We start from the raw sequence: 25,343 nt of genomic DNA on the forward strand, positions 1-25,343 counted from the left end.
ATGCGAGCAAGATTTGCCAGGGGGCTGACGCAGTCGCCGGTGACCGTGGTGGCCCGGGCGTTCGACGGAGAAGCGGTGCGCACTCCCCAGGTGGGCGACCTGGTGACGGTGTATAGCCAGGACCAGGACACCGAATTCAATATCCGCCTGTGCGAGGCCGTCGAGCCCGGCCGCTGGCGCGGCGTGGTCTACGCGATCGGCCGCGGACAGGACGTGCTGGTCACCGCCGAAGGGCTGGAGATCGACGATGTGGTCGAGGTGATGCGGGAGGAAATCGCCTCCGTGATTCCCTGCGGCCGATCCCACTGAACGCCGCACCCGTGCGGGTGCGGGCCATCCGGAATTGACGTTGCCCGGGACCGGCCTTACGCCGGCCGCGCGGGCTGTTTCGGCACGCCCAGCCACATTGCCAGGCCGCTTGCCAGCAGCAGTGCCGCGAGCAGGTAGAGCGCATGGTCCAGGCTGCCGGTGCGGGTCTTGATCTGCCCGATCACCCACGGGCTGACGATGCCGCTGGTGATGCCGACGCTGCTGATGAAGGCGATCCCGGCGGCGGTGCCGGCGCCGGGCAGGTAGCCCGGCGGCAGCGCCCAGAACACCGGCAGCGCGGCAAAGATCAGCACCGCCGCCACCGACAGGATGGCCAGCATCGCGGCCAGCCCCGGCAGCGGCAGCGTCAGCGCCGCCAGCGCCAGGGCGCCGCCCGCGGTGCACAGCAGGAAATGGCGATGGCGCTCGCCGGTGCGGTCGGAATGCCGCGCGATCACGATCAGTCCGACCGCGCCCACCGCATTCGGCACCACCGAATACAGGCTCACCGACATCACGTCGGTCACGCCGAAATCCCGGATCATCAGCGGCATCCAGAAGCTGAGCGCGAGCGAGCCGCAGGTCAGCGAAAAATAGATAAAGGCGAACAGGTACACGCGCGGGTTGCGCAGCACCTGGCGCAAGGCATGCAGCGAATGGCCGCCGGCCTGCGCGTGCGCGGCGGTGTCGCGCAGCAGGCAGGCGCGTTCGCGCTCGCTCAGCCAGCTTGCCTGCTGTGGCCCGTCGACCAGCAAACGCGCGGCCGCCAGCCCCAGCAGCACCGCCGGCGCGCCTTCGATCGCGAACATCCACTTCCAGCCCTGCAGGCCCAGCACGCCGGCCATGTCGCGCATGATCCAGCCGGACACCAGCCCGCCCAGCACGCCCGCCACCGCCACGCCGGCAAAGAAGATCGCCATCACCGCGGCACGCCGGCGCGCGGGGAACCAGTAGGTCAGGTACAGCACGATGCCGGGGAAGAAGCCGGCCTCGAACACGCCCAGCAGGAAGCGCAGCGCGTAGAACTGCGTCGGTGTCGACACCGCCATCATCGCCACCGACACGATGCCCCACAGCACCATGATGCGGGTAAAGGTGCGGCGCGCGCCGAAGCGCGCCAGCAGCATGTTGCTCGGCACCTCGCACAGCACGTAGCCGACGTAGAACACCGCGGCGCCAAGGCCGTACATGGCGTCGCTGAAGCCCAGGTCCTGCTTCATCTGCAGCTGCGCAAAACCGATGTTGATGCGGTCCAGGAACGACACCACGTAGCAGACGAACAGGAAGGGAATGATGCGCAGCCAGACCTTGCGGTAGAGCGCGTCCTCGTCGCGCGCGGCCAGTGCTGCGGCTGGGGCGGCGGCTGGGGCTGCGGCTGGGTCGGAAGGCGCCAGGCTGGATAGGGACGAAAGCTCCCCTGAGACCGGATGGCTCATCGGTGTTGTCTCCGTGCGAGGGTGGCTGCGGCGGCAGGCAGCCGGGCGGATGCCGCCAGTGGGCCGCGTCTGGTGCGCGTTGGCCCGGGATGTGTTGCAGAAGGGCGCGCGGCGCAGGCGCGGACCGGCCGCGCTTGCGCCGCGCGCTCCGGTCAGGCCGGCGCGGTATCCGTTTCCGCGCTGGCGATGACGCCCGCGCGCGCTTCGGCCATAGCCGCCAGCAGCACGTCGTGGTCGCCGATATGGTTGGCCAGCAGCAGGATCAGCTGCGCGTTGGCGGCCTGGCTCTGGGCTTCGTCGAGGTCGCGGTGCATCTCGATCAGCGCTTCGTAGAAGTCGTCGGGCCGCGCCAGGTTGGACTGGGTGTTGAGGGTATTGGGCATCGCTATCTCCGGTGGTGCTGGGCTGGCGCTCGGGCAATCAGGCGGCCATGCGGCCCGGCTGCGGCGCGCGCAGCCCGGCGCCGGTGGCGCGCGCCAGCGCGGCGCGGATCGCGGCCGGGTCGGGACGGTGCCAGCGCGCGCACACATGCTGGTCCGGACGGATCAGGTAGCAGGTGCCGGGCGCGGCGCCGTAGCGTGCCGCCGCCAGGCCTTGGTCGTCGCGCAGCACGGTGGCGTGGCTGCAGGTCATGGGCGGCTGCGCGGCGTCGGTGACATAGACCAGCCGCAGCGGCGTGCCGGCCTGCTTCAGCGCCGCCAGGTCGGCCAGCGTGCCGGCATCGAGGCCTTCCGGATTGCCGAACACCAGCAAGGTGAAGTCGCCGCCGAGGTACGACAGCAGCCAGCCCGCGCCGCCCACGCCGGACACCGGCGCATCGCAGCAGACCGCGCCCGGCACCAGCTTGCCGCCGGCAGCGGGCGCGGCGTCCTCGGTGTTCAGCGGCGAGCCGTGCAGCACCGCCGGTACCGACAGCCTGCCGCTGTTCACCAGGGCGCGCGCGAACGCGTGGCGCCTGGACAGCGCCAGCACCGCGTCGCGGAACACGCGGCTGGCGGCGCTCTTGGGCGTGATGAAGTCGGTCGAGCGGGTGGAGTTGCGGATGTTCTCGTCGGCGGCGAATTCGCGCTCGCTGGCGTAGGTGTCCAGCAGCCGGTCGCAGGCATGGCCTTGCAGCACGTAGGCCAGCTTCCACGCCAGGTTCTCGGCGTCCTGCACGCCGCTGTTGGCACCGCGCGCGCCGAACGGCGAGACCCCGTGCGCGGCGTCGCCGGCGAACAGGATATTGCCGTGGCGGAAGCTGTCCATGCGCTGGCAGGAGAAGGTGTAGACGCTGACCCACTCCAGCTCGAACTTCACCTCCTTGCCCAGCAGCGCCTGCACCCGCGGAATCACGCGCTCCGGGGATTTCTCCAGCACCGGGTCGGCGTCCCAGCCCAGCTGGAAGTCGATGCGCCAGACATTGTCCGGCTGCCGATGCAGCAATACCGACTGGTGCGGATGGAAGGGCGGATCGAACCAGAACCAGCGCTCGGCCGGGAAATCGGCCTCCATCCTGACGTCGGCAATCAGGAAGCGGTCGCGGAAGGTGCGGCCCTTGCTGTCCAGGCCCAGCAGCTTGCGCATCGGGCTGCGCGAGCCGTCGGCGGCGACCACGTAGCGCGCGGCCAGCGGGTAGCAGCCGTCGGGGGTCTCGACGCTCAGCACCACGCCGGCATCGGTGCCGCCGCGGCTTTCCACGCCGACCACCTTGTTGCGCCAGCGGATCTCGATATTGGCCAGCGCCTGTGCGCGCTCCAGCAGGTAGCCTTCCAGGTAGTACTGCTGCAGGTTGATGAAGGCGGGACGGCGATGGCCGCTCTCGGGCAGCAGGTCGAAGCTGTAGACCTGCTCGTCGCGCAGGAACACCCTGCCGACATGCCAGCGCACGCCCTTGTCGACCATGCGCTCGCCGCAGCCGAGACGGTCGAAGATATCGAGCGTGCGCTTGGAAAAGCAGATCGCGCGCGACCCGGTCGACAGCGTGCAGTCGTCATCCACCAGCACCACGCGCACGCCGCGTTGCGCCAGGTCGATGGCGGTGGCCAGCCCGACCGGGCCGGCCCCGACCACGACCACCGGATGCACCGCCGCGGGCGCGGCGTCGGCGGATTGGGCGGATTGCCCGGCGCGCTGCTGTTCCGCGCAGGGCTGGTATGCGAACGACAGCCGCTGGTAGTCGATGCTGCTCATGCTTGTGTCTCCTCCACCTGAAAAGCTCTGTTGTGCGATGGCTTGTGGGGGTGCCGTCGTCAGTCCTGCAGCGCGGCCCACATCTCCTTGTCGCGCTGCGCGGTCCAGATGCGCGGATGGCGCATGCCGCTGGCCTCGTCATAGGCGCGCGAGACGTCGAAGGGGAGGCAGTGCTCGTAGATGAAGACGTGGCCGAACTTCGGATCCATGGCGCGGCGCGTGTGCGCCATCGCGGCCTTCAGATCGAGCTTTTCCGCCACCGCTTCCTGGCCCGACTTGAACAGCGTGGTGACGAAGTCCTTGGTGTAGGCGATGCCCTTTTTCACTTCATCCGGCGTGGTCAGCGCGGGGCCGCGGCCAGGCACCAGCTTCTCGGGGTTCAGCGCCTGCAGCGCATCGAGCGTGGCCGGCCATTCGGCCAGTTGCGCATCGCCGCAGTAGCAGGCGGCGTCGTACTCGACCAGGTCGCCGGAGAACAGCACCTTCTGCTGCGGCAGCCAGACCACGGTGTCGCCCTTGGTGTGGCCCGAGCCCAGGTGGGCGATGCGCACTTCCAGCTGGCCCAGGAACAGGGTGATTTCCTTCTCGAACACCAGCGTCGGCCAGGTCAGGCCGGGCACGGTCTCGACGCCGGCGAACAGGCGCGGGAAGCGTTCGATCTCGGACTTCATGTCGGCCTCGCCGCGCTCGACGATCATCTCGTAGGTGCCGCGGCTGGCGATGATCTGCTGCGCGCCCTCGGCAAAGTAGGCCGACGCGCCCAGCACGCGCACGGCGTGGTAGTGCGACAGCACCACGTACTTGATCGGCTTGTCGGTGATGGTGCGGATGCGTGCGATCAGGTCCTGCGCCATGGCCGGCGTGGCGGTGGTGTCGACGATCAGCACGCCGTCGTCGCCGATCACCACGCCGGAGTTGGGGTCGCCCTCGGCGGTATAGGCCCACGCGTTGTCGGACAGCTGGGTGAAGGTGATCTGCTTGGCTTCCAGGTCAGCCTGCGATGCGAATGCCTTGGACATGGCGTCTTTTCCTTTTGTGGGAGGGCAAGACGGCACGGACCGCAGTGCATGGTGGTGCACGCGGCAGGACGCTGGCTGTCTCGCCCCCGTTCGTATGGATTTCCGGATCTCGCACGGCCTGGCCGGCCGTGTCGCGACGGGGTAATGCCATCTTAGGAAAGGTCGGTGAATTAATCAATAGCGAAATGATTCGTCTATGACAAATAATTGTGGCGACGACCAGGGGCCGCGCTGATGTCGGGGTAAACCCGCGTACGGCGGGATTGGGGAGGCGTTCGATTAATATCCGGCTTTTCCGATCACACAGGACCTCAATGGCCAGACCCAGGGCAGGAGCGGGGGCAAAGCCGTCAGGCGAGCCCCCGGCGCGCGCCGACAAAGCGCAGCGCGGCATCCAGAGCGTCGAGGTGGGCGCGCGCCTGCTCGCGGCGCTGGCCGCGGCGCGCGTGCCGATGCCGCTGGCGGCGCTGGCCGAGGCCGCGCAGCTGGCGCCGGCCCAGGCGCATGCCTATCTGGTCAGCCTGGCGCGGCTGGGCCTGATCAAGCGCGACCACCTGTCCGGCCGCTACGAGCCCGGCCCGCTGTCGCTGCGCCTGGGACTGCTGCACCTGGAGCAGGACGCCGCCTGGCGCGCCGCGCTGCCGCGCGCCGATGCGCTGGCGCAGGCGCTGGGCTGCAGCGTGGCGATCTGCCTGGCGGGGCCGCAGGGGCCGACCATCGTGCGCTATGTGCCGGCCAGCGCGCCGTTGCACGTCAACCTGCACGTGGGCACGGTGATGGCGCTGGCCGCCACCGCCACCGGCCGCGTGTTCTGCGCCTTCCAGCCGCCGGCGCAGTGGCAGCCGTTGTGGCACGCGCAGCAGCCGGATGCCACCGCGGCGGACCTGGCTGCATTCAACGCCAGGCTGGCGGAGATTCGCGCGCGCGGCATCGAGCGCAGCATCGATGCCCCCAGCCCCGCCGTCAGCAGCCTCAGCGTGCCGGTGCTCGACGGCGCCGGCGCGTTGCGGCTGGTGCTGACGCTGGTGGGATCGACCGGCGCCATCGATGTCGACTGGCACGGCGCGGCGGCGCGGGCGCTGCTCGCCGCGGGCGCGGAGATCGGTGCGGCGCTGCGCGAACCGAACGGTGAACAGCCATGAGCGGCGCGAACGAAACCCCGCAGGACCCGGACGGCGGCAAGCCGCAGCGCGGCATCCAGTCGCTTGACAGCACCGGCCAGTTGCTCGGCGCGCTGGTGGCCGCGGGGCGGCCGCTGCCGCTGCGCGACCTGGCGCTGGCCGCGGGCATGCCGGCGGCCAAGGCATTTCCGCACCTGGTGAGCCTGCAGAAGACCGGACTGCTGGCGCGCGATGCCGCCGGCAACTACCGGTGCGGACCGCTGGCGCTGGAGCTGGGGCTGATCGCGCTGCAGCGGCTGTCGCCGACGCGCGAGGCCGAACCGGAGGTGATCGAGCTGGCCGGCACCACGGGCCTGAGCGTGGCCATGGCGGTGCTGGGGCCGCTCGGGCCCACGGTGGTGCGGCTGGAAGAATCGGCGCGGCCGCAGCATGTCAGCCTGCGCGTGGGCACGGTGCTGTCGCTGGTCCATACCGCGATCGGCCGCACCGTCGCGGCGCACCTGCCGGCCAACGTGCTGGCGGGCCTGCTGCAGAACGATGCGCTGCGCATGGCGGGCGCCGCCGCCGACAAGGTGCTCGGGCCCGGCGGCAAGCTGGCGCCGGCCTACGCCGCGCGGCTGGCGCAGGTGCGTGCGGCGCGCCTCGACAATGCGCTGAGCCATCCGGTGCCGGGCATCGACACGCTGGCGGCGCCGGTGTTCGACCACACCGGCAGCCTGGCGCTGGTGATCGCGGTGATGGGTTCGAGCGGCAGCTTCGACAGCAGCACCGCCGGCGCCACCGCCGCGCTGGTGCGGCAGGCGGCGGCACGGCTGTCGTGGCGCTTCGGCGCCCCCGAGGCTGGCTGAGGCCTCAGGCCTGGCGGTCAGTTATCGAGCTTGATCTTGGCGGACTTGATCAGGCTGTCCCACTTCTCGTATTGCGCGCGGATATAGCTGCCGAACTGCGCCGGCGTGGCGGGAAAGGGCACCGTGCCCTGGCTGGCCAGCCTGGCGGCCAGTTCGGGCTGCTTCAGCGCGTCGACGATCTCGCCGTTGAGACGGTCGATCACCGCCTTCGGCGTGCCGGCCGGAGCCGCCACGCCGAACCATGCGGTCAGTTCGTAGCCGGGCACGCCGGCGGCGGCCAGCGTCGGCACGCCGGGCAGCTGCTCGGACGGCTTCTGCGTGGTCACCGCCAGCGCGCGCACGCGCTTGTCGCGGATATACGGCAGTGCCGTGGAGACGCTGTCGAACATCATGGTGATGCGCCCGCCGATCAGGTCGGTCATCGACGCCGCGCTGCCCTTGTACGGAATATGCGTGATATCGACACCAGCCAGGTGCGTGAACAGCTCGCCCGCCAGGTGCGACGACGAGCCGTTGCCGAACGAGCCGTAGGTGAGCTTGGCCGGCTCCTTGCGCGCCAGCGCCAGCAGTTCCGGCACGGTGCGCGCGGGCACGCTGGGATGCACCACCAGCACGTTGGGCAGGTAAGCCACCGACGCCACCGGCGCGAAGTCCTTGAGCGGATCGTAGCCGGGCTTGTCATACAGGCTCTTGTTCACCGCCAGCGAGCCGAAGGTGCCGAACAGCAGCGTATAGCCGTCGGCGGGCGCGCGCGCCACCGCAATCGCCGCGAGGTTGCCGCCGGCGCCGGGGCGGTTGTCGATCACCACCGGCTGGTGCAGCCGCGCCGACAGCGCGTTGCCGATTTCGCGCGCCAGCAGGTCGGTGGCGCCGCCCGGCGGGAACGGCACCACCAGCCGCACCGGCTTGTCGGGGTAGTCCGCCAGCGCGGTGCCGGCGGCGGTCGCCGCCCATGCAAACAGCAGCCCCGTGGCCGCACGCCTGATCCAACCCTGCATCGCTGTCTCCTTTCCTTGATCTGTTGCGATGGAACGGGCGTCAGTGTGTCGCAGCGGCGGCGCGTGCGGGTTCGGGATTGGCGAAGGTCGGGTTCGGCCGGATGCAGTGCCGATCAGTCAGGCTGGCGCAGCCGCGCGATGGTGCCGAACAGGGTTTCCAGCTCCACCGGCTTGACCAGGTGCGCATCGAAGCCCGCGGCTTCGGTATGCTCCCGGTCGGCCGGCTGGCCAAAGCCCGTCAGCGCGACGAAACGGGTCGATTCGGTGCCGGCCACGCCGCGCATGGCGCGCACCACCTCGAAGCCGTCCATGCCCGGCATGGCCAGGTCGATCAGCGCGATATGCGGCCGGCAGCGCGGCGCCACGTGCAGGGCCTCGGAGCCGTCGTAGGCAATGGTCACCTCGTGGCCGCACATTTCGAGCAGCATCGCCAGGCTGTCGGCGGCGTCGCGGTTGTCGTCGACCAGCAGGATGCGCTGCACCTTCACCTCGGCGCTGGCGTGGTCGGTCGCCGGCAGGGCGGCGTCGCGCGGGGCGTCAGGCTGGCGCGCGGCCGGCAGCGGCAGGCGTACGGTGAAGGTGCTGCCCAGCCCGGGCCCGGCACTGGCGGCGGCGATGGTGCCGCCGTGCAGCTCCACCAGCGAGCGGCACAGCGACAGGCCGATGCCCAGCCCGCCCTGCACATCGGTGCCGGGCCGGCCTTCCTGCACGAACAGCTGGAAGATTTCCTCGAGCGCATGCGGCGAGATGCCCCGGCCCTGGTCCGCCACCCGGATCTCGAGGGTACGGTGCTGCACCGCCGTGGCAATCGTCACGACGGTGCCGGGCGGTGAAAACTTCGATGCATTGAGCACCAGGTTCTGCAACACCTGCACCAGCCGCGTCTTGTCGGCATCCATGCGGATCGGGCCGTGCGCGCGCTGCACGTCGACGCGCTGCGACTTGGCATCGAGCGCCGGGCGCGCGCCCTCGATCGCCAGCGCGATGATGTCGTCGAGTTCCACCGGTCCGGTGCGCAGCTCGATCCGGCCGGAGGTGATGCGCCCGATGTCGAGCAGGTCGTCGACCAGCCGGCTCAGGTGCGTCACCTGGCGCTCGATCAGCGCCAGGCTCTGGTTGGCCAGCGCGCCGTCGCCGGGCGCCAGCCGCATCGCGGTCAGCGCGCTGCGCACCGGCGCCAGCGGATTGCGCAGCTCGTGCGAAAGCGTGGCGAGGAATTCGTTCAGGCGCTGGCTGGAGCGTTCCAGTTCCTCGCGGCGGCGGCGTTCGCTCATGTCGCGCGTCACCTCGGCAAAACCGCGCAGCGCGCGCGAATCGTCGTACACGGCGGTCAGCGTGACATTGGCCCAGAACAGCGAACCGTCCTTGCGCACGCGCCAGCCTTCGTCCTCGATGCGCCCGGCGCGCCGGGCCAGGTCCAGGTGCCGGGCCGGCTTGCCCGCGGCGACGTCTTCCTGCGGATAGAACAGCGAGAAATGGCGGCCGATGATCTCGTCGCGCCGGTAGCCTTTGATATAGGACGCGCCCGAGTTCCAGCTGGCGATATGGCCGCCCGGATCGAGCATGAAGATCGCGTAGTCCTTGACGCCCTCCACCAGCAGGCGCAGCGATTCTTCGCTCTGGCGCAGCGCCTCGGCAGCGCGGCGCTGCTCGGTCAGGTCGCGCGTGACCTTGCCGAAGCCGATCAGACGGCCGTCGGGATCGCGCAAGGCGGTGATGACGACGTTGGCCCAGAAGCGGCTGCCGTCCTTGCGCACGCGCCAGCCCTCGTCCTCGAAGCGGCCCAGTTCGGCGGCCGCCTTCAGTTCCGCGTCGGGCCAGCGGCGGGCGATAGCGTCGGGCGTATAGAACTGCGAGAAATGCTTGCCCAGGATCTCCTCGCGCCGGTAGCCCTTGATGCGCGCGGCGCCCTTGTTCCAGCTGGAGACATGGCCGTCCACGTCGAGCGTGAAGATGGCGTAGTCCTGTACGGCTTCCACCAGCGTCCGGTAGGGGGTGTCCGCGGCGTTGCGGTCGTCCGGGCTGCCGGGCTGCGCGCCGCTGGTTGGGGCGCTGGTTGGGGCGCTGGCGTTGCCGGCATGGGGTTGCGGATCCTCGGGGCGTCTTGTCATGGGATGGGCTGGGCGACGTGCCGGCATGTACCGGCACATCCGATCCTGGTCGTGCGGTAAGGATACGCCTGCTGGCGCTTCGCTGGCACCCGCCCGCATCGTCAAGTGCAGCACAAACTTCCCGGCGCGCCGGCGCAAGCCAAGGTCAGACGCTTCCGTGATGGCAATCGGAATGTACGGATTGTCTGGCCAGGGTGGCTCCCTAGAATGGACGTACCAGGTTCTTCAGGCCTCCATCCCTCAGCGCCGATGACACAGTCCGACGATCGCCAGCCGCAGCGCAAAGCCATGCCGTGCAGCACGTGCTGCCGGATGGCCGGCGCCTGCCCTGAGTGCAAGCCGGGCGGCCCGCAACGGGGCACGGCAGGCACGGAAGGCGCGCAACGCACGGTCTGCCTGCGCAAGGGCGAGTTCCTGTACCTGCTGGGCGACCCGGTGACATCGGTCTATGCCATTCGCGTCGGCACCATCAAGACCCATGTCACCACCGAAGACGGGCGCACCCAGGTGGTCGCCTTCCACTTCCCCGGCGACATGGTCGGACTCGACAGCCTGGTGCGCCCGCACTATGCGTCGTACGCCACCGCGCTCGAAGACACCAAGCTGTGCCTGTTCACCGTCGACGCGCTGCGCCTCGCCGCGGCCACGCTGGCGCCGCTCGGCAGGCAATTGCTGGCGGCGCTGGACGGCGAGCTGCAGCGCGCGCGGGCGGTGCAGACCATGCTGGCGCTGATGACTGCCGAAGAGCGGCTGGTGACCTTCCTGCTGTGGCTGGCCGACGGCTTCGCGCTGCGCGGCTTTTCATCGTCGGCCTTCGTGCTGCGCATGAGCCGCGAGGAAATCGGCAGCTTTATCGGCCTGACGCTGGAAACGGTCAGCCGGCAGTTCTCGCGGCTGGCGGACGTCGGCCTGATCACGGTACGGCACCGCACCATCACGCTGCTCGACAAGCCCGCGCTGCGCGCCATTGCCGCGCGCCCGATGATCCTCGTCCACGCGCCCGCGCCACGCTTGCCGCTGGCGGGCGGCGCAGCGGCACCCGCGCAAGGCTGACATGGAACAGGCCAGGCCTGCCGGTGCCAGCGCGCCCGACACGCACCACGAAGCGGACGCGGACAGCCTGCGGCAGGTCGAGGCGCTGAACCTGTCCTACCTGCTGCTGGTACAGCGGCTGATGCGCGAAAACGAGGCCGAGGCACTGTTCCGGCTCGGCCTCGGGCGCGAGCTGGGACGCCTTCTGGCAGCGCTGACGGCGCCGCAGATCGTGGCGCTGGCGCGTTCCAGCCTGGTGCTGTGCCGCTTCCGGCTGGATGACAGCCTGCTGGTGGCCACGCTGACCGGGACTGAGCCGCCGCACGCCTTGCCAGGCATGCATGCCGCCATCGTGATGGCATCGCGGCGCGATTGAGACACGACTTCTGGAATCGGAGGGTATATGACGGGCAATGCGATCACGCATGTCGAGCTGAAGCGGATCACCATGGCCACAGACCGTCGCGGCGGGTGGCTGCCCGCCGCCGACCGCACTGAAATCGCCGGCACGCTGCAGATGCAGGACATCGTCCAGGCGCTCGGCGCCGAGGCCGCCGAGCAGGGCTGCATCGAAGCCGGCCTGGAAACCCTGGCGATGGCGGGGCACCCGCCGGTGCGCGCGGTGGTCTCGGTGGGCGACGGCCGGCAGCCGGCGCTCGACTTCTATGTCGACGCCGACATGCAGGCCTGCTGCGCCCTGGACCGCACCGTGCAGCAGGCCGTCGCCAGCCGTTTCACCAGCGTGCTGCCGCCCGGGCTGGCGGTGTCGGTGCTGCCGCTGGCCGTCTATGTGGGCGATTGCCGCGGGCAAGCGCCCGGGCCCGAGGCGCAGGCCTGGGCTGACTGCGCGCGCGAGCTGCTGTCCGGCGGCGAGATGCAGCAGCGGCTCGCGGTCGTCTGCGCTTATCTGTCGGTCCTGCATGACGCGCAGGGCCTTGCCCAGCGGCTCGGCCTTCTGCAGCAGAACCTGCTGGACCAGGGCCAGGAGGCCTTGTCCTGGCGCCTGCGGCGGCACCGCAGCGTCGAGGGCCGCGCGCTGGCGCAGGCGCTGGAAGGCCTGGCCCGCGCCGCGGACGAGGCGCTGCATGAGTCCGGCAGCCGCTACAGCCGCGAGCGCGCCAGCTACCAGATCGAACAGATGCGGCAGGTGCACGACCAGATCGCGCGCTTTCGGGACAGCTGCCGGCTGGCGCCGCAGCAGCCGTGCCGGCACGCAGCCGGCACGGCGGGCTGAAGGGCGCTTGCTCAGATGCCTGCCATGCAGGTGTACTTGATGACCAGGTAATCGTCGATGCCGTAATGCGAGCCCTCGCGGCCCACGCCCGATTGCTTGACGCCGCCGAACGGCGCGACCTCGTTCGAGATCAGCCCCGTGTTGACCCCGACCATGCCGTATTCCAGCCGTTCGGAGACGCGCCAGACCCGGCCCAGGTCGCGCGCATAGAAGTAGCTGGCCAGGCCGAACTCGGTATCGTTGGCCATGGCGACCACGTCGTCCTCGGTGTCGAAGCGGAACAGCGGCGCCAGCGGGCCGAAGGTTTCCTCGCGCGCGACCAGCATGCCGGGCGCGACGTCGGCCAGCACGGTCGGCTGGAAGAAAGAATGGCCGAGCGCGTGGCGCTGGCCGCCCTGCAGCAGGCGCGCGCCCTTGCCGAGCGCATCGGCGATATGCTCTTCCACCTTGGCCACGGCCTTGTCGTCGATCAGCGGACCGATGCGCACGCCGTCTTCCATGCCGTTGCCCACCTTCAGCGCCGCCACCGCGGCAACCAGCTTCTGCGCAAACGCGTCATACACGCCGGACTGCACATAGATGCGGTTGGCGCAGACGCAGGTCTGTCCGGCGTTGCGGTACTTCGAGACGATCGCGCCTTCCACGGCGGCGTCGAGGTCGGCATCGTCGAACACGATAAAGGGCGCATTGCCGCCCAGTTCCATCGACACCTTCTTGATGGTGGCAGCGGTCTGCGCCATCAGCGTGCGGCCGACTTCGGTCGAGCCGGTGAAGGTCAGCTTGCGCACCAGCGGATTGCTGCTCATCTCGCCGCCGATCGCGCTGGCCGAGCCGGTCACCACCGACAGCACGCCGGCCGGAATGCCGGCGCGCTCGGCCAGCGCCACCAGCGCGAGCGCCGTCAGCGGCGTCTGCGAGGCGGGTTTGAGCACCATGGTGCAGCCTACCGCCAGCGCCGGGCCTGCCTTGCGGGTAATCATGGCGGCGGGAAAATTCCACGGCGTGATCGCGGCGCAGACGCCGACCGGCTCCTTGGTCACCACGATGCGCTGGTTGCTGACCGGGGCGGGAATGGTATCGCCATAGACCCGCTTGCCTTCCTCGGCAAACCATTCGATGAACGAGGCCGCGTAGGCGATCTCGCCGCGCGCCTCGGCGATCGGCTTGCCTTGCTCCGCGGTCATGATGCGGGCCAGGTCTTCCTGGTTCGCCATGATCAGCTCGAACCATTTGCGCAGCAGCGCCGAGCGTTCCTTGGCGGTGCGCGCGCGCCATGCCGGCAGCGCGCGGTTGGCGCCCTCGATGGCCTGGCGGGTTTCGGCGGCGCCCAGCTGCGGCACCTGGCCGACGCGCTCGCCGGTGGCGGGGTTGGTCACATCGATGCGGCGCTCGCCATCGATCCAGCGGCCGTCGATCAAGCATTGCTGCCGCAGCAGCGAGGAGTCCTGGAGATTCAGCATGGTTGTCTCGGTGTATGCCGGCGCTGGCGCCGGGTCTTATCGTTAAGCCGGAGACAACGATTGTAATCCTGCTACCTGGAGGTGGTTCCGGACGGTGGCGTGGCGGACGGCGGCTCGATGCCCCAGTCGCCGCATTCGAGCCAGTCGTCGCCGAGCAGTTCGACGGGATGCTGGGTGCGGCTGGAGCCATTGCCGCAGCGCATGGCATCGACCGGACAGTATTTGTCGCAGCCCCAGCAGATGCGCTCGGGATGGCTGGGGTAGAGGGGAAATTTCTTGGCCATGATCGGCCATTATGTCGACGCTCCCGATCTCGGTCTTGTGCTGGATCAAGGCGGCATCATCACGCTGTGGCGCTCGGTCAGCGCCAGCCTTCCGCGTCCAGGCGTGTCCAGCGGTCGGGCGCTTCACCGTCGTCGGATGACAGCAGCAGGGTCTCGCCGCAGTGGCCGCAGCGGTACACGAACGCATTCTGGCCGCTCGCCATGCGCAGCGTCGCCGATATCGCCAGCCGCGGATGCGGCGGCACATGGCCGGGGCGGTCGAGCTGCGACGCGCACAGGTCGCATAGAGACATGGTGGTTTTCCTCCGCGCGCATTGCCGTGCCCGTTAATGCTGTGGTGCAGCAATCGCTGTTTCAGTATAGCGGTGCAGTTCCGCTGCGACAGGTGCGCGAACGCACGCTACTCGCCAAGGAACTCGGCCACCACTTCCATGCCTTCAATGTGATCCGCCACCACCTTGGCGATGGTAATCAGCGGAATCGCGAGCAGCATGCCCCACACGCCCCACAACCACGTGAACAGCAGCAGCGCCACGAACACCGCCACGGCGTTCATGCGCGCCATGCGGCCGGTCATCCAGGTGGTGATGACCGAACCGATCAGGGTCGCGATCAGCAGCGAACCGCCTGCTGCCGCGGCAGCCATGCCGAGCGTACCGAACTGCATGAAGGTCACCATGCCCAGGCAGACCGCGATCGCCAGCGCGCCGAAGTAGGGCACCAGATGCAATGCCGCCGCCGCAATCGACCAGCTGCCGGCGTTGTCGACCCCAAGCCATTTCAGCAGCAGCCAGGTGCAGACGCCAAGGCCGGCGTTGGTCACCACCAGCATGCCCATGTACCGGCGGATCGAGCGGTTGACCTCGTCCAGCATGTGCACGCTGATCTTCTTCTGCGAGATGGTGGTGCCGACCATCTTGATGAACTTGCGCTTGAAGGTATCCCCGGCAAGCATCAGGAAATACAGCAGGAACACCACCACCACCGCCTGCGCCGCCATGGTAAAGATGCTGACCGAGCCGGCGAGCAGCATGTTGTTGATCTGGCCCGCCGACTGCTCCACCACCACCTGGGTGCCGCGCGCCGGCGGCGGCTGGCCGGTGCCGCTGAGCACGGTGGCGGCGCGGCGTATCTTCTGCCACATCGAGTCGTCGCCGCTGAGCAGCGCACCCACGGAACGCGACAGCTTGCTTGCCATCTCCGGCAGGCTGTTGACCATCGATTCGACCTGGCCCTGCAGCAGGTAGGCGCCGCTGAGCAGGGCGGCGAGCAATGCCAGCAGCACGATGGTGCTGGCCAGCGAGCGCGCCAGCCCCAGCCGCTGCAGCGCGCACACCAGCGGGTCCAGCAGGTAGGCCATCACCACCGCGATCACCACCGGCACCAGGAAATCGCGCGCCACGTGCACGGCGTACAGCGAGAACAGCACCGCCAGCACCATCAGCGCCGTGCTGGCACGATGCAGCGCGCCGGCGACCGCGGCATCGGTCAACAGCGCGGGCGCGGGCGCGGACGCGGACGCAGTCGGACCGGCGCCGGCGCCGTCGGGGCGGCCGTCGTCGGTGAGGCGCGGGACGGGCTGCGCGGGCGGCAGCCCCGGTGCGGTGGGATCGGGAACGGTTGACATAGCCGGGCGCTTCGGCAAAAGGCCTGGCGCTACCCTCGAAGATAGCTGTCCGGCAGGCGTTGGCTGTCGGACGCCGCCGCCTGCCGATGTCAGACAAGCGCGGCAGTGCGGGCGCATGCGCCGCACAAACGACACCGCCCGGCGTCCAGCGGGGTGCGCTGGCGGCCGGGCGGTGCGTGGACGGACGGCCGTGGCTTCAGCCGGTCACGGTCTTGGTTTCAAGGAACTCGGCGATGCCTTCGGGGCCGTACTCGCGGCCGTTGCCGGAAGCCTTGTAGCCGCCGAACGGCGCGGTGATATCCATCATCGCGCCATTGATGCGCACGTTGCCGGCGCGCAGCCGCGCCGCCAGCCTGCGCGCGCGCGCCGGGTCGGACGAGGCGACATAGGCGGCCAGGCCGAAGTCCGTGTCGTTGGCGATGGCGACGGCTTCCTCTTCGCTGTCATACGGCAACAGGCACAGCACCGGCCCGAAGATTTCCTCGCGGGCAATGGCCATGTCATTGCGCACATCGGCAAAGATGGTCGGGCGGGCATAGAAACCGCGCTCGATGCCGTCCGGACGGCCCGGGCCGCCGGCCGCCAGCCGCGCGCCTTCCTCGATGCCGATCCCGATCAGGCGCTGCACCTTGTCATACTGGCCGCGGTTGGAGATCGGGCCCATCCTGGTCTCGGGATCGGACGGGTCGCCGACCTTCACCGCATTGGCGACCGCCGCCGCGATCTGTACCGCCTCCTCGTAGCGCGCGCGCGGCACCAGCACGCGCGTGGGCGCCACGCAGGTCTGGCCGGAATTGACCATGCACTGGGACACGCCGCTGGTCACCGCGGCCTGCAAGTCGGCATCGTCGAGGATGATCAGCGGCGACTTGCCGCCCAGTTCCTGCGCCACGCGCTTGACCGTGGGCGCGGCGCTGATGGCCACTTCCACGCCGGCGCGGGTCGAGCCGGTGATCGACACCATGTCGACGTCGCGATGCGACGACAGCGCGGCGCCCACCACGCGGCCTTCGCCATAGATCATGTTGAACACGCCCGGCGGCGTGCCGGCGGCATCCATGATCTCGGCAAAGATCTGCGCGTCCAGCGGCGCGATCTCCGATGGCTTGAGCACCACCGTGCAGCCCGCCGCCAGCGCCGGCGCCACCTTGGCCGCGATCTGGTTCAGCGGCCAGTTCCATGGTGTGATCAGCGCGGCCACGCCGATGGCTTCGCGCAACACCTGGCTCTTGCCGCGCGGGCTTTCGAAGGCAAAGTCGCGCAGCGCCTGCAGCGTTGCCTGCAGCTGCGCCAGCCCGATGGCGGCCTGCAGGTTGGTGGCCAGCGTGATCGGCGCGCCGATCTCCTGGCGCACCGCCTGCGCCAGCTCGGGCAGGCGCGCCTGGTAGGCGGCGATGATGCGCTCGAGCAGCGCGATCCGCATGTCGCGGGTGGATACCGACCACGCGGGGAAGGCCTCGCGCGCGGCGGCGACGGCGCGGTCCACGTCGGCGGCGGTGCCCATGGCGAGCTGGCCCGCGACCGCTTCGGTGGCCGGGTCGATGAGGTCGGCCCGGGTGGCGCCCTCGGCGGGCTGCACCCATTGGCCCTGGATATAGAACTTGTCGACGCTATGCATGTCCGCTTGCCTCGTTGGGTTGGTGCCGGCTCAGACCGGACGGTCGCCGATGATGGTGGCGCGGTTCATGTGGCGCACCGCGGGGAAGTAGTCCTGCACGGCGTAATGCTGCGTGGAGCGGTTGTCCCACAGCGCGATCGTGTCGGGCTGCCAGCGCAGCCGCACCTGGTATTCGGGCGCGGCAGCCTGGCGGTACAGGTATTGCATCAGGTCCAGTTCGGCTGGCCGGAAATCGGAACCGAAGCGGTACGGCTGTTCCTTGGCGAAGTTGGCGAAATGCGTGGTGAAGGCTTCGTTGACGAACAGGATCTTCTCGCCGGTTTCCGGATGGGTGCGTACCACCGGATGCACCATGGGCGGATACTTGGCGCGCATCTCGGCGTATTTTTCCTCACTCAGCGCGGTGCCGAATGCCGGCATGGCGTCGTGCACCGCCTTCAGATTGGCGATGCGGTCCTTCATCTCCTGCGGCAGGTTGTCGTAGGCCGCGGCCATGTTGATCCAGATGGTGTCGCCGCCAACCTCCGGGCACTCCAGGCAGCGCAGCATCGAGCCCATCGACGGGATCTCGCGCCACGACACATCGGAGTGGTACAGGTTCTCGCGGCCGCGGGTCTTGTCGTTGCGGCCGAACACCACCAGTTCCGGATGCTCGGGATGGTTGGTGAACATCGGGTGGACTTCGAGTTCGCCGAAGCGCCGCGCCACCGCAACGTGCTGGGCCGGCGTGATGGCCTGGTTGCGGAAGAACAGGACCTTGTACTTCAGCAGTGCGCGGCGCAGCGAGAGATAGGTGTCGTGGTCGAAGTCCTCGCGGAAATCGATGCCCTCGACCTCGGCGCCGATGGTCGGCGTGCAGCGGCGCACGGTAAAGGGAAACGGTTCCTGCTCCAGCTCGCGGTAGGCTTGCGGGCTGATGCTGGCGGCTGTGGTGGCTTGCATGGTTGTCTCCTTGAAGTGTGGTGTGCCAATGCAGGGGGCTTAGCGGAGCGCGGCCTTGATCAGGTCCGCGGCCTTCTCGCCGATCATGATGGCCGGCGCGTTGGTGTTGCCGCCGACCAGGGTCGGCATGATCGAGGCATCGGCGACGCGCAGGCCCTGCACGCCGCGCACGCGCAGTTCCGGGTCGACCACCGCCATGTCGTCGACGCCCATCTTGCAGGTGCCGACCGGGTGGTAGACCGTATCGGCATGGTTGCGCACGAAGTCCTGGATTGCCGCCTCGTTGCTGCTGTCGGGGCCGAAGGCGTCGGTCAGTATCTCGCGCCCGCCGTGCTGCGCCAGCGCGGGCTGGGCAAAGATGCGGCGAATCGCGCGCACCCCTTCGACCATGCCGGCCATGTCTTCCTCGGCCGAAAGAAAACGCGGGTCGATCAGCGGCGCGTCGCGCATGTCGGCGCTGCGCAGGCGCACGTGGCCGCGGCTCTTCGGGCGCAGCACGCAGGCATGGCAGGAATAGCCGTGGCCGAGATTGCCCAGGTTGCGGTTACCCAGCAGCGCTACCGCGAAGTGCAGCTGCACGTCGGGAATCTCCAGTTCGGGACGGCTGCGCAGGAACGCGCCGGCCTCGGCAATATTGGATGTGACCATGCCGGTGCGGGTGCGCCGGTAGCGCATCACCTCGCGCGCCAGCCGCAGCATGCCGCGTCCGGTCTTGCCGAACAGCTCGGTGGTCTGCAGCTGCTTGTTGACGATGATGTCGAGGTGGTCCTGCAGGTTTTCGCCCACGCCCGGCAACTCATGGACCACGTCGACGCCGACTTCGCGCAGGTGCGCGGCCGGGCCGATGCCGGAGGCCAGCAGCAGCTGCGGCGAATTGAAGGCGCCGCCGCTGACCACGATCTCGCGCCGCGCGCGCAGCACCTGCACGGTGCCGCCGCGGACCACCTCCACGCCGGTCGCGCGCTTGCCGTCGAACACGATGCGCAGCGCCTGCGTATCGGTCATCACCGCCAGTCCGCGGCGGCCACCATTCAGCGCTGAATCGGCGGCGTTGCCGCTGTGCAGGTAGGCCCGCGCCGCGTTCCAGCGCTCGCCGTTGCGCTGCGTCACCTGGTACAGGCCCGCGCCCTCCTGGGTGGCGCCGTTGAAGTCGTCGTTGCGCGGCAGTCCGGCCTGGATCGCCGCCTCGACGAAGCGCTGCGCGAACGGGTTGGGCGAGCGCAGGTCGCTGACGTGCAGCGGTCCGTCGTCGCCATGCAGCGGATCGTGCTTGCCGCCCAGCCGGGGATTGCGCTCGCTGCGGCGGAAGTAGGGCAGTACGTCGTCGAAACCCCAGCCGCGGCAGCCCAGCGCAGCCCAGTCGTCATAGTCGCGCCGGTGGCCGCGGATATAGACCATGCCGTTGATCGAGGAGCTGCCGCCCAGGCCACGCCCGCGCGGCTGGTAGGAGCGGCGGCCGTTCAGGCCCGGCTGCGGCTCGGTGTAGTAGGCGTAGTTGCGCGGCCCGGCCTTGCGTACCACGGCGGCGATGCCGACCGGCGCCCAGATCGCGTAATGATGGTCATGCGGGCCGGCCTCGAGCAGCGCCACGGTGATGCCGGCATCCTCGGCCAGGCGCGCGGCGACGGCACAGCCCGCCGATCCGGCGCCGATGACGATGTAGTCGAACTCCGCCGGCGCGCTGGCGGTGTCATTTGCCCTGGTTTTCAATTGCAGTGTCTCCTGAGTGGCCAGCAAGCGGGGATGGTGCGGGGCGCAAGTTCGCTGGTGACGTCGGATACTGCCATTACCTGTTATAACAGGTCAATAGGTTAAGGCGCTGCCTGTCATGACAGGTATAATCCGTGCCACTCAGTCAGGAGCCGCCGGCCGTGGCGGAACACACGTGGCGCTGCCCAGGTTCAAAGAGATCGAAACCGAGATTCGCCAGCGGATCGCCAGCAATACATGGGGCCCGGGCGCTAAGCTGCCGTCCGAGGCCGAGCTGATGGCGGAATTCGCCGTCAGCCGCATCACCGTGCGGCAGGCCTTGTCCGGCCTGCACAACGCCGGCCTCATCGAAAAAGTGAATGGCAAGGGCAGTTTCGTCACGCGGCCGGCCGACACGCCCAGCCTGGGCGCACTGACCGGCTTCTATGAGACCGGGCGCGCCCGCGGCCAGTTGGCCTACGGCAAGCTGGCTTCGGTGCGCCTGCTGCGGGCGCCGCCGCATGTCGCGGCAGCGTTGAGCCTGCAACCCGGCGAGAAGGTGCTGAGCGTCGCCACGGTGCGCTACTGGGACGATGTTGCGGTCGCCTATTTCAACCTGATGGGTCCCGAGCCGCTGATGCGCCGCCTGGTGCAGGAAGACGTCGAGACCAACGACGCCATGGCGCTGTTCGAAAGCCGGCTGGGGTATCGCTTTCGCGACGTGGCGATGGAGGCCAGCGCGATCCCGGCGCCCGCCGACGTGGCCCGCAAGCTTGACGTTGCCGAAGGGGTGCCGTTGTTGCGCCTGCGCTGCACGCCTTACGACATCGAAGGCACGCCGCTGTTTTGCGCGGAGCTGCTGTTCCGCCCGGACCGCTACGCCTACAAGTGGACGCTGACGCGATAAAGTGTCGCGTCGACGGCCCCGATGCCGTGGCCCCCAGGTACCCGCACGGTAACTTTTACCCGCCCCGCGTACTTCTTACTGCGGCGAACGCACGGTGAGCTGCCGTGCCCGCTTCGCCGCAGCGCTGCACCCGCGCCTCCCAATCTGGTACGTCAGTTGCGTCTTCTCCAGCGCAGCGGCGCCATCGGCGCCCCGCCGGCAGGCTGCGCCATGCAGCAAGGCTTGCCGCCAACCTGCCAGATGGAGGAAAACATGAAAACACCCTTACGCATCGGCACAGCCTTGCTCGCACTTGGCCTCCTGGCGGGTTGCACCGCCACCGGCAGCACCAGCGGCTCTGGCTCGCTATCCGGATCGGGTTCGGTGACGGAACAGAACCGCAGCCGCAGCACGCCAGGCAGCACGTCCACCGGCACCTCCGGTGCGACCAGCACCACCAGCCCTGGCGGTACCGCCAGCGGCAGCAGCGGTGCCGCCAGCGGCTCCGGCACCGCCCGCTGACGGCGGCGCAGCCGCCTGCGCCAGCACGGGCGGCTGCGTGGTCATGCCATCCCGCTAACGGTCGCGCCCGGTATTGACGCGTTCGTCGCGCCGCGCCGGCACGATGCCCTCATCGGCCAGCCGCTGCTGCAGGTCGTTGTTCGGCACGTATTTGAAATCCTTGCCGATTTCCCTGGTGACCACGTCCGTCACGCCGGCGGGCAGGGTCTTGCGCAACAGCCCCAGGAATCGCGGCGCCGCGATCAGCGCCAGTTCGTCGAAGCGCTGCTTGTTGCGCGCATCGCCGAGGTAATCCGCGACGCGCCGGGCAAACAGCTGCGCTTCCTGGTGCAGCTCGTCCTCGCCCGCCGAAGACGTGACCGTCGACGGTCCCACCTGGTGGGCGCCGGGATGCCCCGCGTCGCCCTGGACGGCTGCCTGGCCGCGGCGGCCATAGGCGTCGCGGCGCAGGTCGGCGCGGTCGGCATGCGCGGCCGCGTCGGTGATTTCCTCGACGACTTCCAGCGGGGCGCTGTCGCCATGCGAGGCAAAGATGCGGGCGACGGATTCGTCCGCCACCAGGATCCAGATGTTCTTCATGATCGCTCCGGTTGCCGGCCCGAACACAGGGCCCTCCAGCCCTGTTGCAAGGGATACGCCATCCGGGCCGTCGCCGGGCCGTGGCCGCGGGCGGCGGTACACGCGGCCTGACATGCCGGCCGCGGCACACGGTTGCAGTATCGACAGGCAAACCGTGCAACTTTTTCAGGCCAGCGGCGCCGGCCGCGCCTGGCTCAGGCGGCAGCGATCCGGCTACCAGACGCCGAAGAACACGCCGGCCTGCTTGTACACATTGGTCTTGGCCACGACCTCTTCGTTGGTCACCGTCACGCGCGGCTTGAGCGTGCAGAACCAGTCCAGCAAGCGCAGCCGCATGGCGCTGCGCACGGCTTCGTGGCCTGGGTCGGCGCCAAGGTCGAAGTATTCCTGGGGGTCGTTCTGGAGATCGAACAGCTGCGGCCGGAAGCCTTGCCAATGCACGTACTTCCAGCGCGCGTCGCGCACCATCCAGGCGCGGCATTCGCCGGGATGGCGGCCCAGCGCGACACGCGCGCCGCGATAGGCGTAGTCCAGCTCCGAGACCACGGCATCGCGCCACGCACCCGCACCGTCGCGCGCGGCGGCGCGCGTCAGGTCCAGCAGCGAGCGGCCTTCGACGCGGTGGTCGGCGGGCGGCAGGCCCAGTGCATCGAGCACCGTGGGCACCACATCGACCGCGCTGACCAGGCTGTCCTGTGCGGTGCCGCGGGTCGCATCGGCCTGCGGCGAGGGGTCGTAGACGATCAGCGGGATGTTCTGCACGGTGTCGTAGAACTGCTCCTTCTCGCCCAGCCAGTGGTCGCCCAGGAAGTCGCCATGATCGGCCGTGAAGACGATCAGCGTGTCGTCCCAGCGGCCCAGCCGCTCGAGCTGTTCCCACAGCAGCCCCAGCCGGTCGTCGATCTGCTGGATCAGGCCCTGGTAGGCGGGGCGCACCGTGTCCGAGACCTCGGCGCGCATGAAGTTGGCGCATTCCTCCTGCGTGCGATAGGCCGACAGCACCGGATGCGGGTCTTCCAGTTCGGCGTCGTGGCGCTGCAGCGGCAGGCAGTCGTCCAGCGTATAGGCAGCGTGATACGGCGCGGGAGCGAGGTAGGGCCAGTGCGGCTTGACCAGCGACAGGTGCAGCACCCACGGATCGTCGCCGCGCGCGGCAATGTACTGCATCGCCTGGCCGACGGTGTAGGCGGTCTCGGAATGCGGCTCGGCTACGCGCGCCGGCAGGCCGGCATTGCGCATGTGCCAGCCCGAGACGATTTCGCCGCGCGCGTTCTCGGCGCTGATCACGTAGTCGGTCCACGGGTCGGCGCTGTCGTAGCCTTGCCGGCGCAGCCAGTCGGCATAGGCGCTGCGCGGCTCGGCGTGATGGCCGTCATGGCGGTCGACTTCGATGAAGTGGCCGCTGCGCAGCAGCGTTTCCAGCTCGGTGCCGCCGTCCAGGTGCAGCCGCTTCAGGTTGGCGTTGTCGGGCATTACGTGGGTCTTGCCCGCCAGCGCCAGCGCGCGGCCGCTGTCCTTCAGGTACTCGCCCAGCGTGACTTCGCCGACCGAAAGCGGCACGCGGTTCCAGGTGGCACCGTGGCTGCTGACATAGCGTCCGGTGTAGAAACTCATGCGGCTGGGGCCGCAGACGCCGGAGGTGACATAGGCGCGGTCGAAGCGCACGCCGCGCGCGGCCAGGGCGTCGATATTGCGCGTGCGCAGCGTCGGATGCCCGTAGCAACCGAGATGGTCGCGCCGCAGCTGGTCGCACATGATGAAGAGGGTGTTGCGGATCGTCATGGTCGTAAGGTTGCGGGAAGCCGGCTGGCGGCATCAGTCGCCGGTATAGCCCGATGCCCTGACCACCGGCGCCCATTTGGCGGCGTCGGCCTTCAGCACCCCGGCGAAGGCCTCGGCGGGCCCGGTGGCGGGCTCGAGCCCGAGCTTCAGGAATTTGTCGCGCACGTCGGGCGACTGCACCGCCTTGACGATGGCGGCGTTGAGCCGGTCGAGCGCCGCGCGCGGCGTGCCGGCGGGCGCCAGCACGCCATAGCGGCCTTCGCCCTCGATGCCCTTGTAGCCGAGTTCCGTAAAGGTCGGCACGTCCGGCAGCGCCACCGAGCGGTGCGTGCCCGAGGTCGCCAGCACGCGGATCTTGCCGGCGCGGTGCATTTCGGTCAGGTCGGCCAGGGTGTCGACCGAGGCCGGCACCTGCCCGCCGACCAATGCGCTCATCAGCGGCGCCGAGCCGTTGAACGGGACATGCAGCATGTCGACGCCGACCTGCTTGCCGATCATCAGGCCGAAGAAATGCGGAATGCTGCCGAGCGCGGGCGAGGCGTAGGAATTGTTCTGCGCACCGGCCCTGAGCCAGGCGACGTAATCCTTCAGCGTGCGCGCCGGGCTGCCCGGGCCGGTGGCTAGCGCCAGCTGGAAGTTGGCGGCCTGCGCCACCGGCGTGAAGTCGCGCTGGATATCGTAGTTGAGCTTGCGGTAGACCAGCGGTGCGATGGTCATCACCGCCGAGTTGGCCACCACCAGCGTATTGCCATCGGCCGGCTGCGTGCGCGCGTAGTCCATCACCAGCCGTCCGCCGGCGCCGGGCTTGTTCTCGATCACCACGGTCTGGTTCAGGGTCTCGCGCAGCTTGTCGCCGACCAGGCGCGCGGCGAGGTCGGCGGTGCCGCCGGCGGGGTAGCCCACCAGGATGCGCAGCGGCCGGTCCGACTGCGCGCTGGCCGGCGCGGACCAGGCCGCGGCGACGGCCAGCAGGCATGCGACGAGGCGGGGAAGGAAGTTGCTGGGGCTCACGGTGTCTCCTGTCTGTTTTGCGCCGGCGGCCGGCATGGAGAGGAAGCTAACACCCGTCGATATAATTGACAAAGTCAACCAAAATAGCGGGTGTGGCATGGCACACGACAAGGGCGGCAACCGCCTGCAGCGGCCGCAGCGGCTGGCCGATTTCATCAACTACCGGGTCTATCACCTGAACCGCGTCGCGCTGGGCGCGGCCGCGCTGCACCTGCGCGCGCGGGCGGGCGTGACCCGGCGCGAATGGCGCATGATTGCCTTCCTCGGCGAGCAGCCCGGCACGCGGCTGACCGAACTGGCGGAGAGCGCCGGCCTAGACAAAGTGCTGGCCAGCCGCGCCGTTCACGCGCTGGTGGAACGCGGACTGGTGCGCCGGGAAACGCGTTCCCAGGACCGGCGCGCGGCAGCGTTCACGCTGACGGAGGAGGGCGAGGCGGTCTACCGCACCGCCTTTGCGCAAGCGCGTGACTTCAATACGCGGCTGGCCGCCTGCCTGACGGCCGAGGAGGCGCGGGTGCTGTCGCGCTGCCTGGACAAGTTGCAGGCCCGGGCCGGCGCCATGCTGACCGAAGCCCAGGCGTTGCCGCAGCCGGCGGGCGAGGCGCCGGCGTGGGAGCTGCAGCAGCTGTGGCGCGCAGAGAATGGATAGGCGGTGGAGCGCCG

At 69.4% G+C, this 25,343-nt stretch carries 25 protein-coding genes; 8 read left to right on the forward strand and 17 right to left on the reverse strand.

Annotated elements, in window-relative coordinates; translation table 11 throughout:
* Complete coding sequence (locus LIN44_RS17260; RefSeq protein ID WP_010814535.1) at positions 1–309, forward strand: hypothetical protein; 309 nt, start codon at positions 1–3, stop codon at positions 307–309.
* 56 nt (positions 310–365) lie between these two features.
* On the opposite strand, the gene LIN44_RS17265 is transcribed toward LIN44_RS17260, so the two are convergent.
* The 4 genes from LIN44_RS17265 to LIN44_RS17280 all read right to left on the reverse strand — a co-directional run bounded on the left by LIN44_RS17265 (position 366) and on the right by LIN44_RS17280 (position 4,936).
* Positions 366–1,745: an MFS transporter gene (locus tag LIN44_RS17265; protein WP_227315495.1), complete on the reverse strand. Its 1,380-nt coding sequence runs from the start codon at positions 1,743–1,745 to the stop codon at positions 366–368.
* 152 nt (positions 1,746–1,897) lie between these two features.
* On the reverse strand, positions 1,898–2,128 hold the full coding sequence (locus LIN44_RS17270; protein WP_227315496.1) for a DUF2783 domain-containing protein: 231 nt from the start codon (positions 2,126–2,128) through the stop codon (positions 1,898–1,900).
* A 37-nt stretch (positions 2,129–2,165) separates the two neighbouring features.
* Positions 2,166–3,917: an FAD-dependent oxidoreductase gene (locus LIN44_RS17275; protein WP_227315497.1), complete on the reverse strand. Its 1,752-nt coding sequence runs from the start codon at positions 3,915–3,917 to the stop codon at positions 2,166–2,168.
* Positions 3,918–3,976: 59 nt separating this feature from the next.
* Entirely contained in the window at positions 3,977–4,936 is a 960-nt protein-coding gene (locus LIN44_RS17280; protein ID WP_227315498.1) for an MBL fold metallo-hydrolase, read from the reverse strand.
* A gap of 314 nt (positions 4,937–5,250) precedes the next feature.
* Here LIN44_RS17280 and LIN44_RS17285 point away from each other — a divergent pair, with 314 nt between their 5' ends.
* Together LIN44_RS17285 and LIN44_RS17290 are read left to right on the forward strand one after the other, a co-directional pair.
* Positions 5,251–6,078, forward strand: a complete 828-nt coding sequence (locus tag LIN44_RS17285; RefSeq protein WP_227315499.1) for an IclR family transcriptional regulator — start codon at positions 5,251–5,253, stop codon at positions 6,076–6,078.
* Positions 6,075–6,905, forward strand: coding sequence for an IclR family transcriptional regulator (locus LIN44_RS17290; protein ID WP_227315500.1), 831 nt, complete (start codon positions 6,075–6,077; stop codon positions 6,903–6,905). Before LIN44_RS17285 ends, LIN44_RS17290 begins: the two co-directional genes overlap by 4 nt.
* Positions 6,906–6,922: 17 nt before the next feature.
* Here LIN44_RS17290 and LIN44_RS17295 read toward each other — a convergent pair whose 3' ends face one another.
* Positions 6,923–7,903, reverse strand: coding sequence for a tripartite tricarboxylate transporter substrate binding protein (locus LIN44_RS17295; RefSeq protein ID WP_227315501.1), 981 nt, complete (start codon positions 7,901–7,903; stop codon positions 6,923–6,925).
* 113 nt (positions 7,904–8,016) lie between these two features.
* Complete coding sequence (locus LIN44_RS17300; protein WP_227315502.1) at positions 8,017–10,014, reverse strand: PAS domain-containing sensor histidine kinase; 1,998 nt, start codon at positions 10,012–10,014, stop codon at positions 8,017–8,019.
* A 249-nt stretch (positions 10,015–10,263) separates the two neighbouring features.
* Here LIN44_RS17300 and LIN44_RS17305 point away from each other — a divergent pair, with 249 nt between their 5' ends.
* Genes LIN44_RS17305 through LIN44_RS17315 form a run of 3 tightly spaced genes read left to right on the forward strand, consistent with a single transcriptional unit; the run spans position 10,264 to position 12,280 of the window.
* Positions 10,264–11,067 (forward strand): Crp/Fnr family transcriptional regulator, encoded by an 804-nt coding sequence (locus tag LIN44_RS17305; RefSeq protein ID WP_227315503.1) that lies wholly within the window; start codon positions 10,264–10,266, stop codon positions 11,065–11,067.
* A 1-nt stretch (position 11,068) separates the two neighbouring features.
* Positions 11,069–11,422: a flagellar transcriptional regulator FlhD gene (gene flhD, locus LIN44_RS17310; RefSeq protein WP_227315504.1), complete on the forward strand. Its 354-nt coding sequence runs from the start codon at positions 11,069–11,071 to the stop codon at positions 11,420–11,422.
* A 27-nt stretch (positions 11,423–11,449) separates the two neighbouring features.
* On the forward strand, positions 11,450–12,280 hold the full coding sequence (locus LIN44_RS17315; protein ID WP_227315505.1) for a hypothetical protein: 831 nt from the start codon (positions 11,450–11,452) through the stop codon (positions 12,278–12,280).
* An 11-nt stretch (positions 12,281–12,291) separates the two neighbouring features.
* Here LIN44_RS17315 and gabD read toward each other — a convergent pair whose 3' ends face one another.
* The 7 genes from gabD to LIN44_RS17350 form a co-directional block, all read right to left on the reverse strand.
* The gene (gabD, locus tag LIN44_RS17320; protein WP_227315506.1) at positions 12,292–13,740 is read right to left on the reverse strand and encodes an NADP-dependent succinate-semialdehyde dehydrogenase; all 1,449 of its coding nucleotides are present in this window, start codon (positions 13,738–13,740) and stop codon (positions 12,292–12,294) included.
* Positions 13,741–13,811: 71 nt separating this feature from the next.
* Positions 13,812–14,024: a DUF3079 domain-containing protein gene (locus LIN44_RS17325; RefSeq protein ID WP_227315507.1), complete on the reverse strand. Its 213-nt coding sequence runs from the start codon at positions 14,022–14,024 to the stop codon at positions 13,812–13,814.
* 77 nt (positions 14,025–14,101) lie between these two features.
* Complete coding sequence (locus tag LIN44_RS17330; RefSeq protein ID WP_227315508.1) at positions 14,102–14,317, reverse strand: hypothetical protein; 216 nt, start codon at positions 14,315–14,317, stop codon at positions 14,102–14,104.
* 107 nt (positions 14,318–14,424) lie between these two features.
* The gene (locus tag LIN44_RS17335; protein WP_227315509.1) at positions 14,425–15,651 is read right to left on the reverse strand and encodes an AI-2E family transporter; all 1,227 of its coding nucleotides are present in this window, start codon (positions 15,649–15,651) and stop codon (positions 14,425–14,427) included.
* A 196-nt stretch (positions 15,652–15,847) separates the two neighbouring features.
* Positions 15,848–17,269, reverse strand: a complete 1,422-nt coding sequence (locus tag LIN44_RS17340) for an aldehyde dehydrogenase family protein (protein ID WP_227315510.1) — start codon at positions 17,267–17,269, stop codon at positions 15,848–15,850.
* 30 nt (positions 17,270–17,299) lie between these two features.
* On the reverse strand, positions 17,300–18,211 hold the full coding sequence (locus LIN44_RS17345) for a TauD/TfdA family dioxygenase (protein ID WP_227315511.1): 912 nt from the start codon (positions 18,209–18,211) through the stop codon (positions 17,300–17,302).
* Positions 18,212–18,250: 39 nt separating this feature from the next.
* Positions 18,251–19,921, reverse strand: coding sequence for a GMC family oxidoreductase (locus LIN44_RS17350; RefSeq protein WP_227315512.1), 1,671 nt, complete (start codon positions 19,919–19,921; stop codon positions 18,251–18,253).
* Between the two features lie 175 nt (positions 19,922–20,096).
* On the opposite strand from LIN44_RS17350, the gene LIN44_RS17355 reads away from it, so the two are divergent.
* Positions 20,097–20,807 carry a GntR family transcriptional regulator gene (locus LIN44_RS17355; protein ID WP_227315513.1) on the forward strand — a complete coding sequence of 237 codons (711 nt, stop codon included), beginning with the start codon at positions 20,097–20,099 and terminating at the stop codon, positions 20,805–20,807.
* 152 nt (positions 20,808–20,959) lie between these two features.
* Here the strand turns inward: LIN44_RS17355 and LIN44_RS17360 are convergent, their stop codons facing one another.
* The 4 genes from LIN44_RS17360 to LIN44_RS17375 all read right to left on the reverse strand — a co-directional run bounded on the left by LIN44_RS17360 (position 20,960) and on the right by LIN44_RS17375 (position 24,680).
* Complete coding sequence (locus LIN44_RS17360) at positions 20,960–21,217, reverse strand: hypothetical protein (protein WP_227315514.1); 258 nt, start codon at positions 21,215–21,217, stop codon at positions 20,960–20,962.
* A 145-nt stretch (positions 21,218–21,362) separates the two neighbouring features.
* Positions 21,363–21,887, reverse strand: coding sequence for a host attachment protein (locus tag LIN44_RS17365; protein WP_227315515.1), 525 nt, complete (start codon positions 21,885–21,887; stop codon positions 21,363–21,365).
* A gap of 213 nt (positions 21,888–22,100) precedes the next feature.
* Positions 22,101–23,669 (reverse strand): sulfatase-like hydrolase/transferase, encoded by a 1,569-nt coding sequence (locus LIN44_RS17370; RefSeq protein ID WP_227315516.1) that lies wholly within the window; start codon positions 23,667–23,669, stop codon positions 22,101–22,103.
* Between the two features lie 33 nt (positions 23,670–23,702).
* Positions 23,703–24,680, reverse strand: a complete 978-nt coding sequence (locus LIN44_RS17375; RefSeq protein ID WP_227315517.1) for a Bug family tripartite tricarboxylate transporter substrate binding protein — start codon at positions 24,678–24,680, stop codon at positions 23,703–23,705.
* 97 nt (positions 24,681–24,777) lie between these two features.
* Here LIN44_RS17375 and LIN44_RS17380 point away from each other — a divergent pair, with 97 nt between their 5' ends.
* Entirely contained in the window at positions 24,778–25,329 is a 552-nt protein-coding gene (locus LIN44_RS17380; protein ID WP_227315518.1) for a MarR family winged helix-turn-helix transcriptional regulator, read from the forward strand.
* Positions 25,330–25,343 lie beyond the last annotated feature (14 nt).

It is taken from the genome of Cupriavidus sp. MP-37, from assembly GCF_020618415.1.
Lineage (GTDB): Bacteria > Pseudomonadota > Gammaproteobacteria > Burkholderiales > Burkholderiaceae > Cupriavidus.

Bases quoted from the DNA above. Each gene is read 5' to 3' on its own strand.
- LIN44_RS17260 (WP_010814535.1), top strand. From the start codon at position 1: ATGCGAGCAAGATTTGCCAGGGGGCTGACGCAGTCGCCGGTGACCGTG.
- LIN44_RS17265 (WP_227315495.1), bottom strand. From the start codon at position 1,745: ATGAGCCATCCGGTCTCAGGGGAGCTTTCGTCCCTATCCAGCCTGGCG.
- LIN44_RS17270 (WP_227315496.1), bottom strand. From the start codon at position 2,128: ATGCCCAATACCCTCAACACCCAGTCCAACCTGGCGCGGCCCGACGAC.
- LIN44_RS17275 (WP_227315497.1), bottom strand. From the start codon at position 3,917: ATGAGCAGCATCGACTACCAGCGGCTGTCGTTCGCATACCAGCCCTGC.
- LIN44_RS17280 (WP_227315498.1), bottom strand. From the start codon at position 4,936: ATGTCCAAGGCATTCGCATCGCAGGCTGACCTGGAAGCCAAGCAGATC.
- LIN44_RS17285 (WP_227315499.1), top strand. From the start codon at position 5,251: ATGGCCAGACCCAGGGCAGGAGCGGGGGCAAAGCCGTCAGGCGAGCCC.
- LIN44_RS17290 (WP_227315500.1), top strand. From the start codon at position 6,075: ATGAGCGGCGCGAACGAAACCCCGCAGGACCCGGACGGCGGCAAGCCG.
- LIN44_RS17295 (WP_227315501.1), bottom strand. From the start codon at position 7,903: ATGCAGGGTTGGATCAGGCGTGCGGCCACGGGGCTGCTGTTTGCATGG.
- LIN44_RS17300 (WP_227315502.1), bottom strand. From the start codon at position 10,014: ATGACAAGACGCCCCGAGGATCCGCAACCCCATGCCGGCAACGCCAGC.
- LIN44_RS17305 (WP_227315503.1), top strand. From the start codon at position 10,264: ATGACACAGTCCGACGATCGCCAGCCGCAGCGCAAAGCCATGCCGTGC.
- flhD (WP_227315504.1), top strand. From the start codon at position 11,069: ATGGAACAGGCCAGGCCTGCCGGTGCCAGCGCGCCCGACACGCACCAC.
- LIN44_RS17315 (WP_227315505.1), top strand. From the start codon at position 11,450: ATGACGGGCAATGCGATCACGCATGTCGAGCTGAAGCGGATCACCATG.
- gabD (WP_227315506.1), bottom strand. From the start codon at position 13,740: ATGCTGAATCTCCAGGACTCCTCGCTGCTGCGGCAGCAATGCTTGATC.
- LIN44_RS17325 (WP_227315507.1), bottom strand. From the start codon at position 14,024: ATGGCCAAGAAATTTCCCCTCTACCCCAGCCATCCCGAGCGCATCTGC.
- LIN44_RS17330 (WP_227315508.1), bottom strand. From the start codon at position 14,317: ATGTCTCTATGCGACCTGTGCGCGTCGCAGCTCGACCGCCCCGGCCAT.
- LIN44_RS17335 (WP_227315509.1), bottom strand. From the start codon at position 15,651: ATGTCAACCGTTCCCGATCCCACCGCACCGGGGCTGCCGCCCGCGCAG.
- LIN44_RS17340 (WP_227315510.1), bottom strand. From the start codon at position 17,269: ATGCATAGCGTCGACAAGTTCTATATCCAGGGCCAATGGGTGCAGCCC.
- LIN44_RS17345 (WP_227315511.1), bottom strand. From the start codon at position 18,211: ATGCAAGCCACCACAGCCGCCAGCATCAGCCCGCAAGCCTACCGCGAG.
- LIN44_RS17365 (WP_227315515.1), bottom strand. From the start codon at position 21,887: ATGAAGAACATCTGGATCCTGGTGGCGGACGAATCCGTCGCCCGCATC.
- LIN44_RS17370 (WP_227315516.1), bottom strand. From the start codon at position 23,669: ATGACGATCCGCAACACCCTCTTCATCATGTGCGACCAGCTGCGGCGC.
- LIN44_RS17380 (WP_227315518.1), top strand. From the start codon at position 24,778: ATGGCACACGACAAGGGCGGCAACCGCCTGCAGCGGCCGCAGCGGCTG.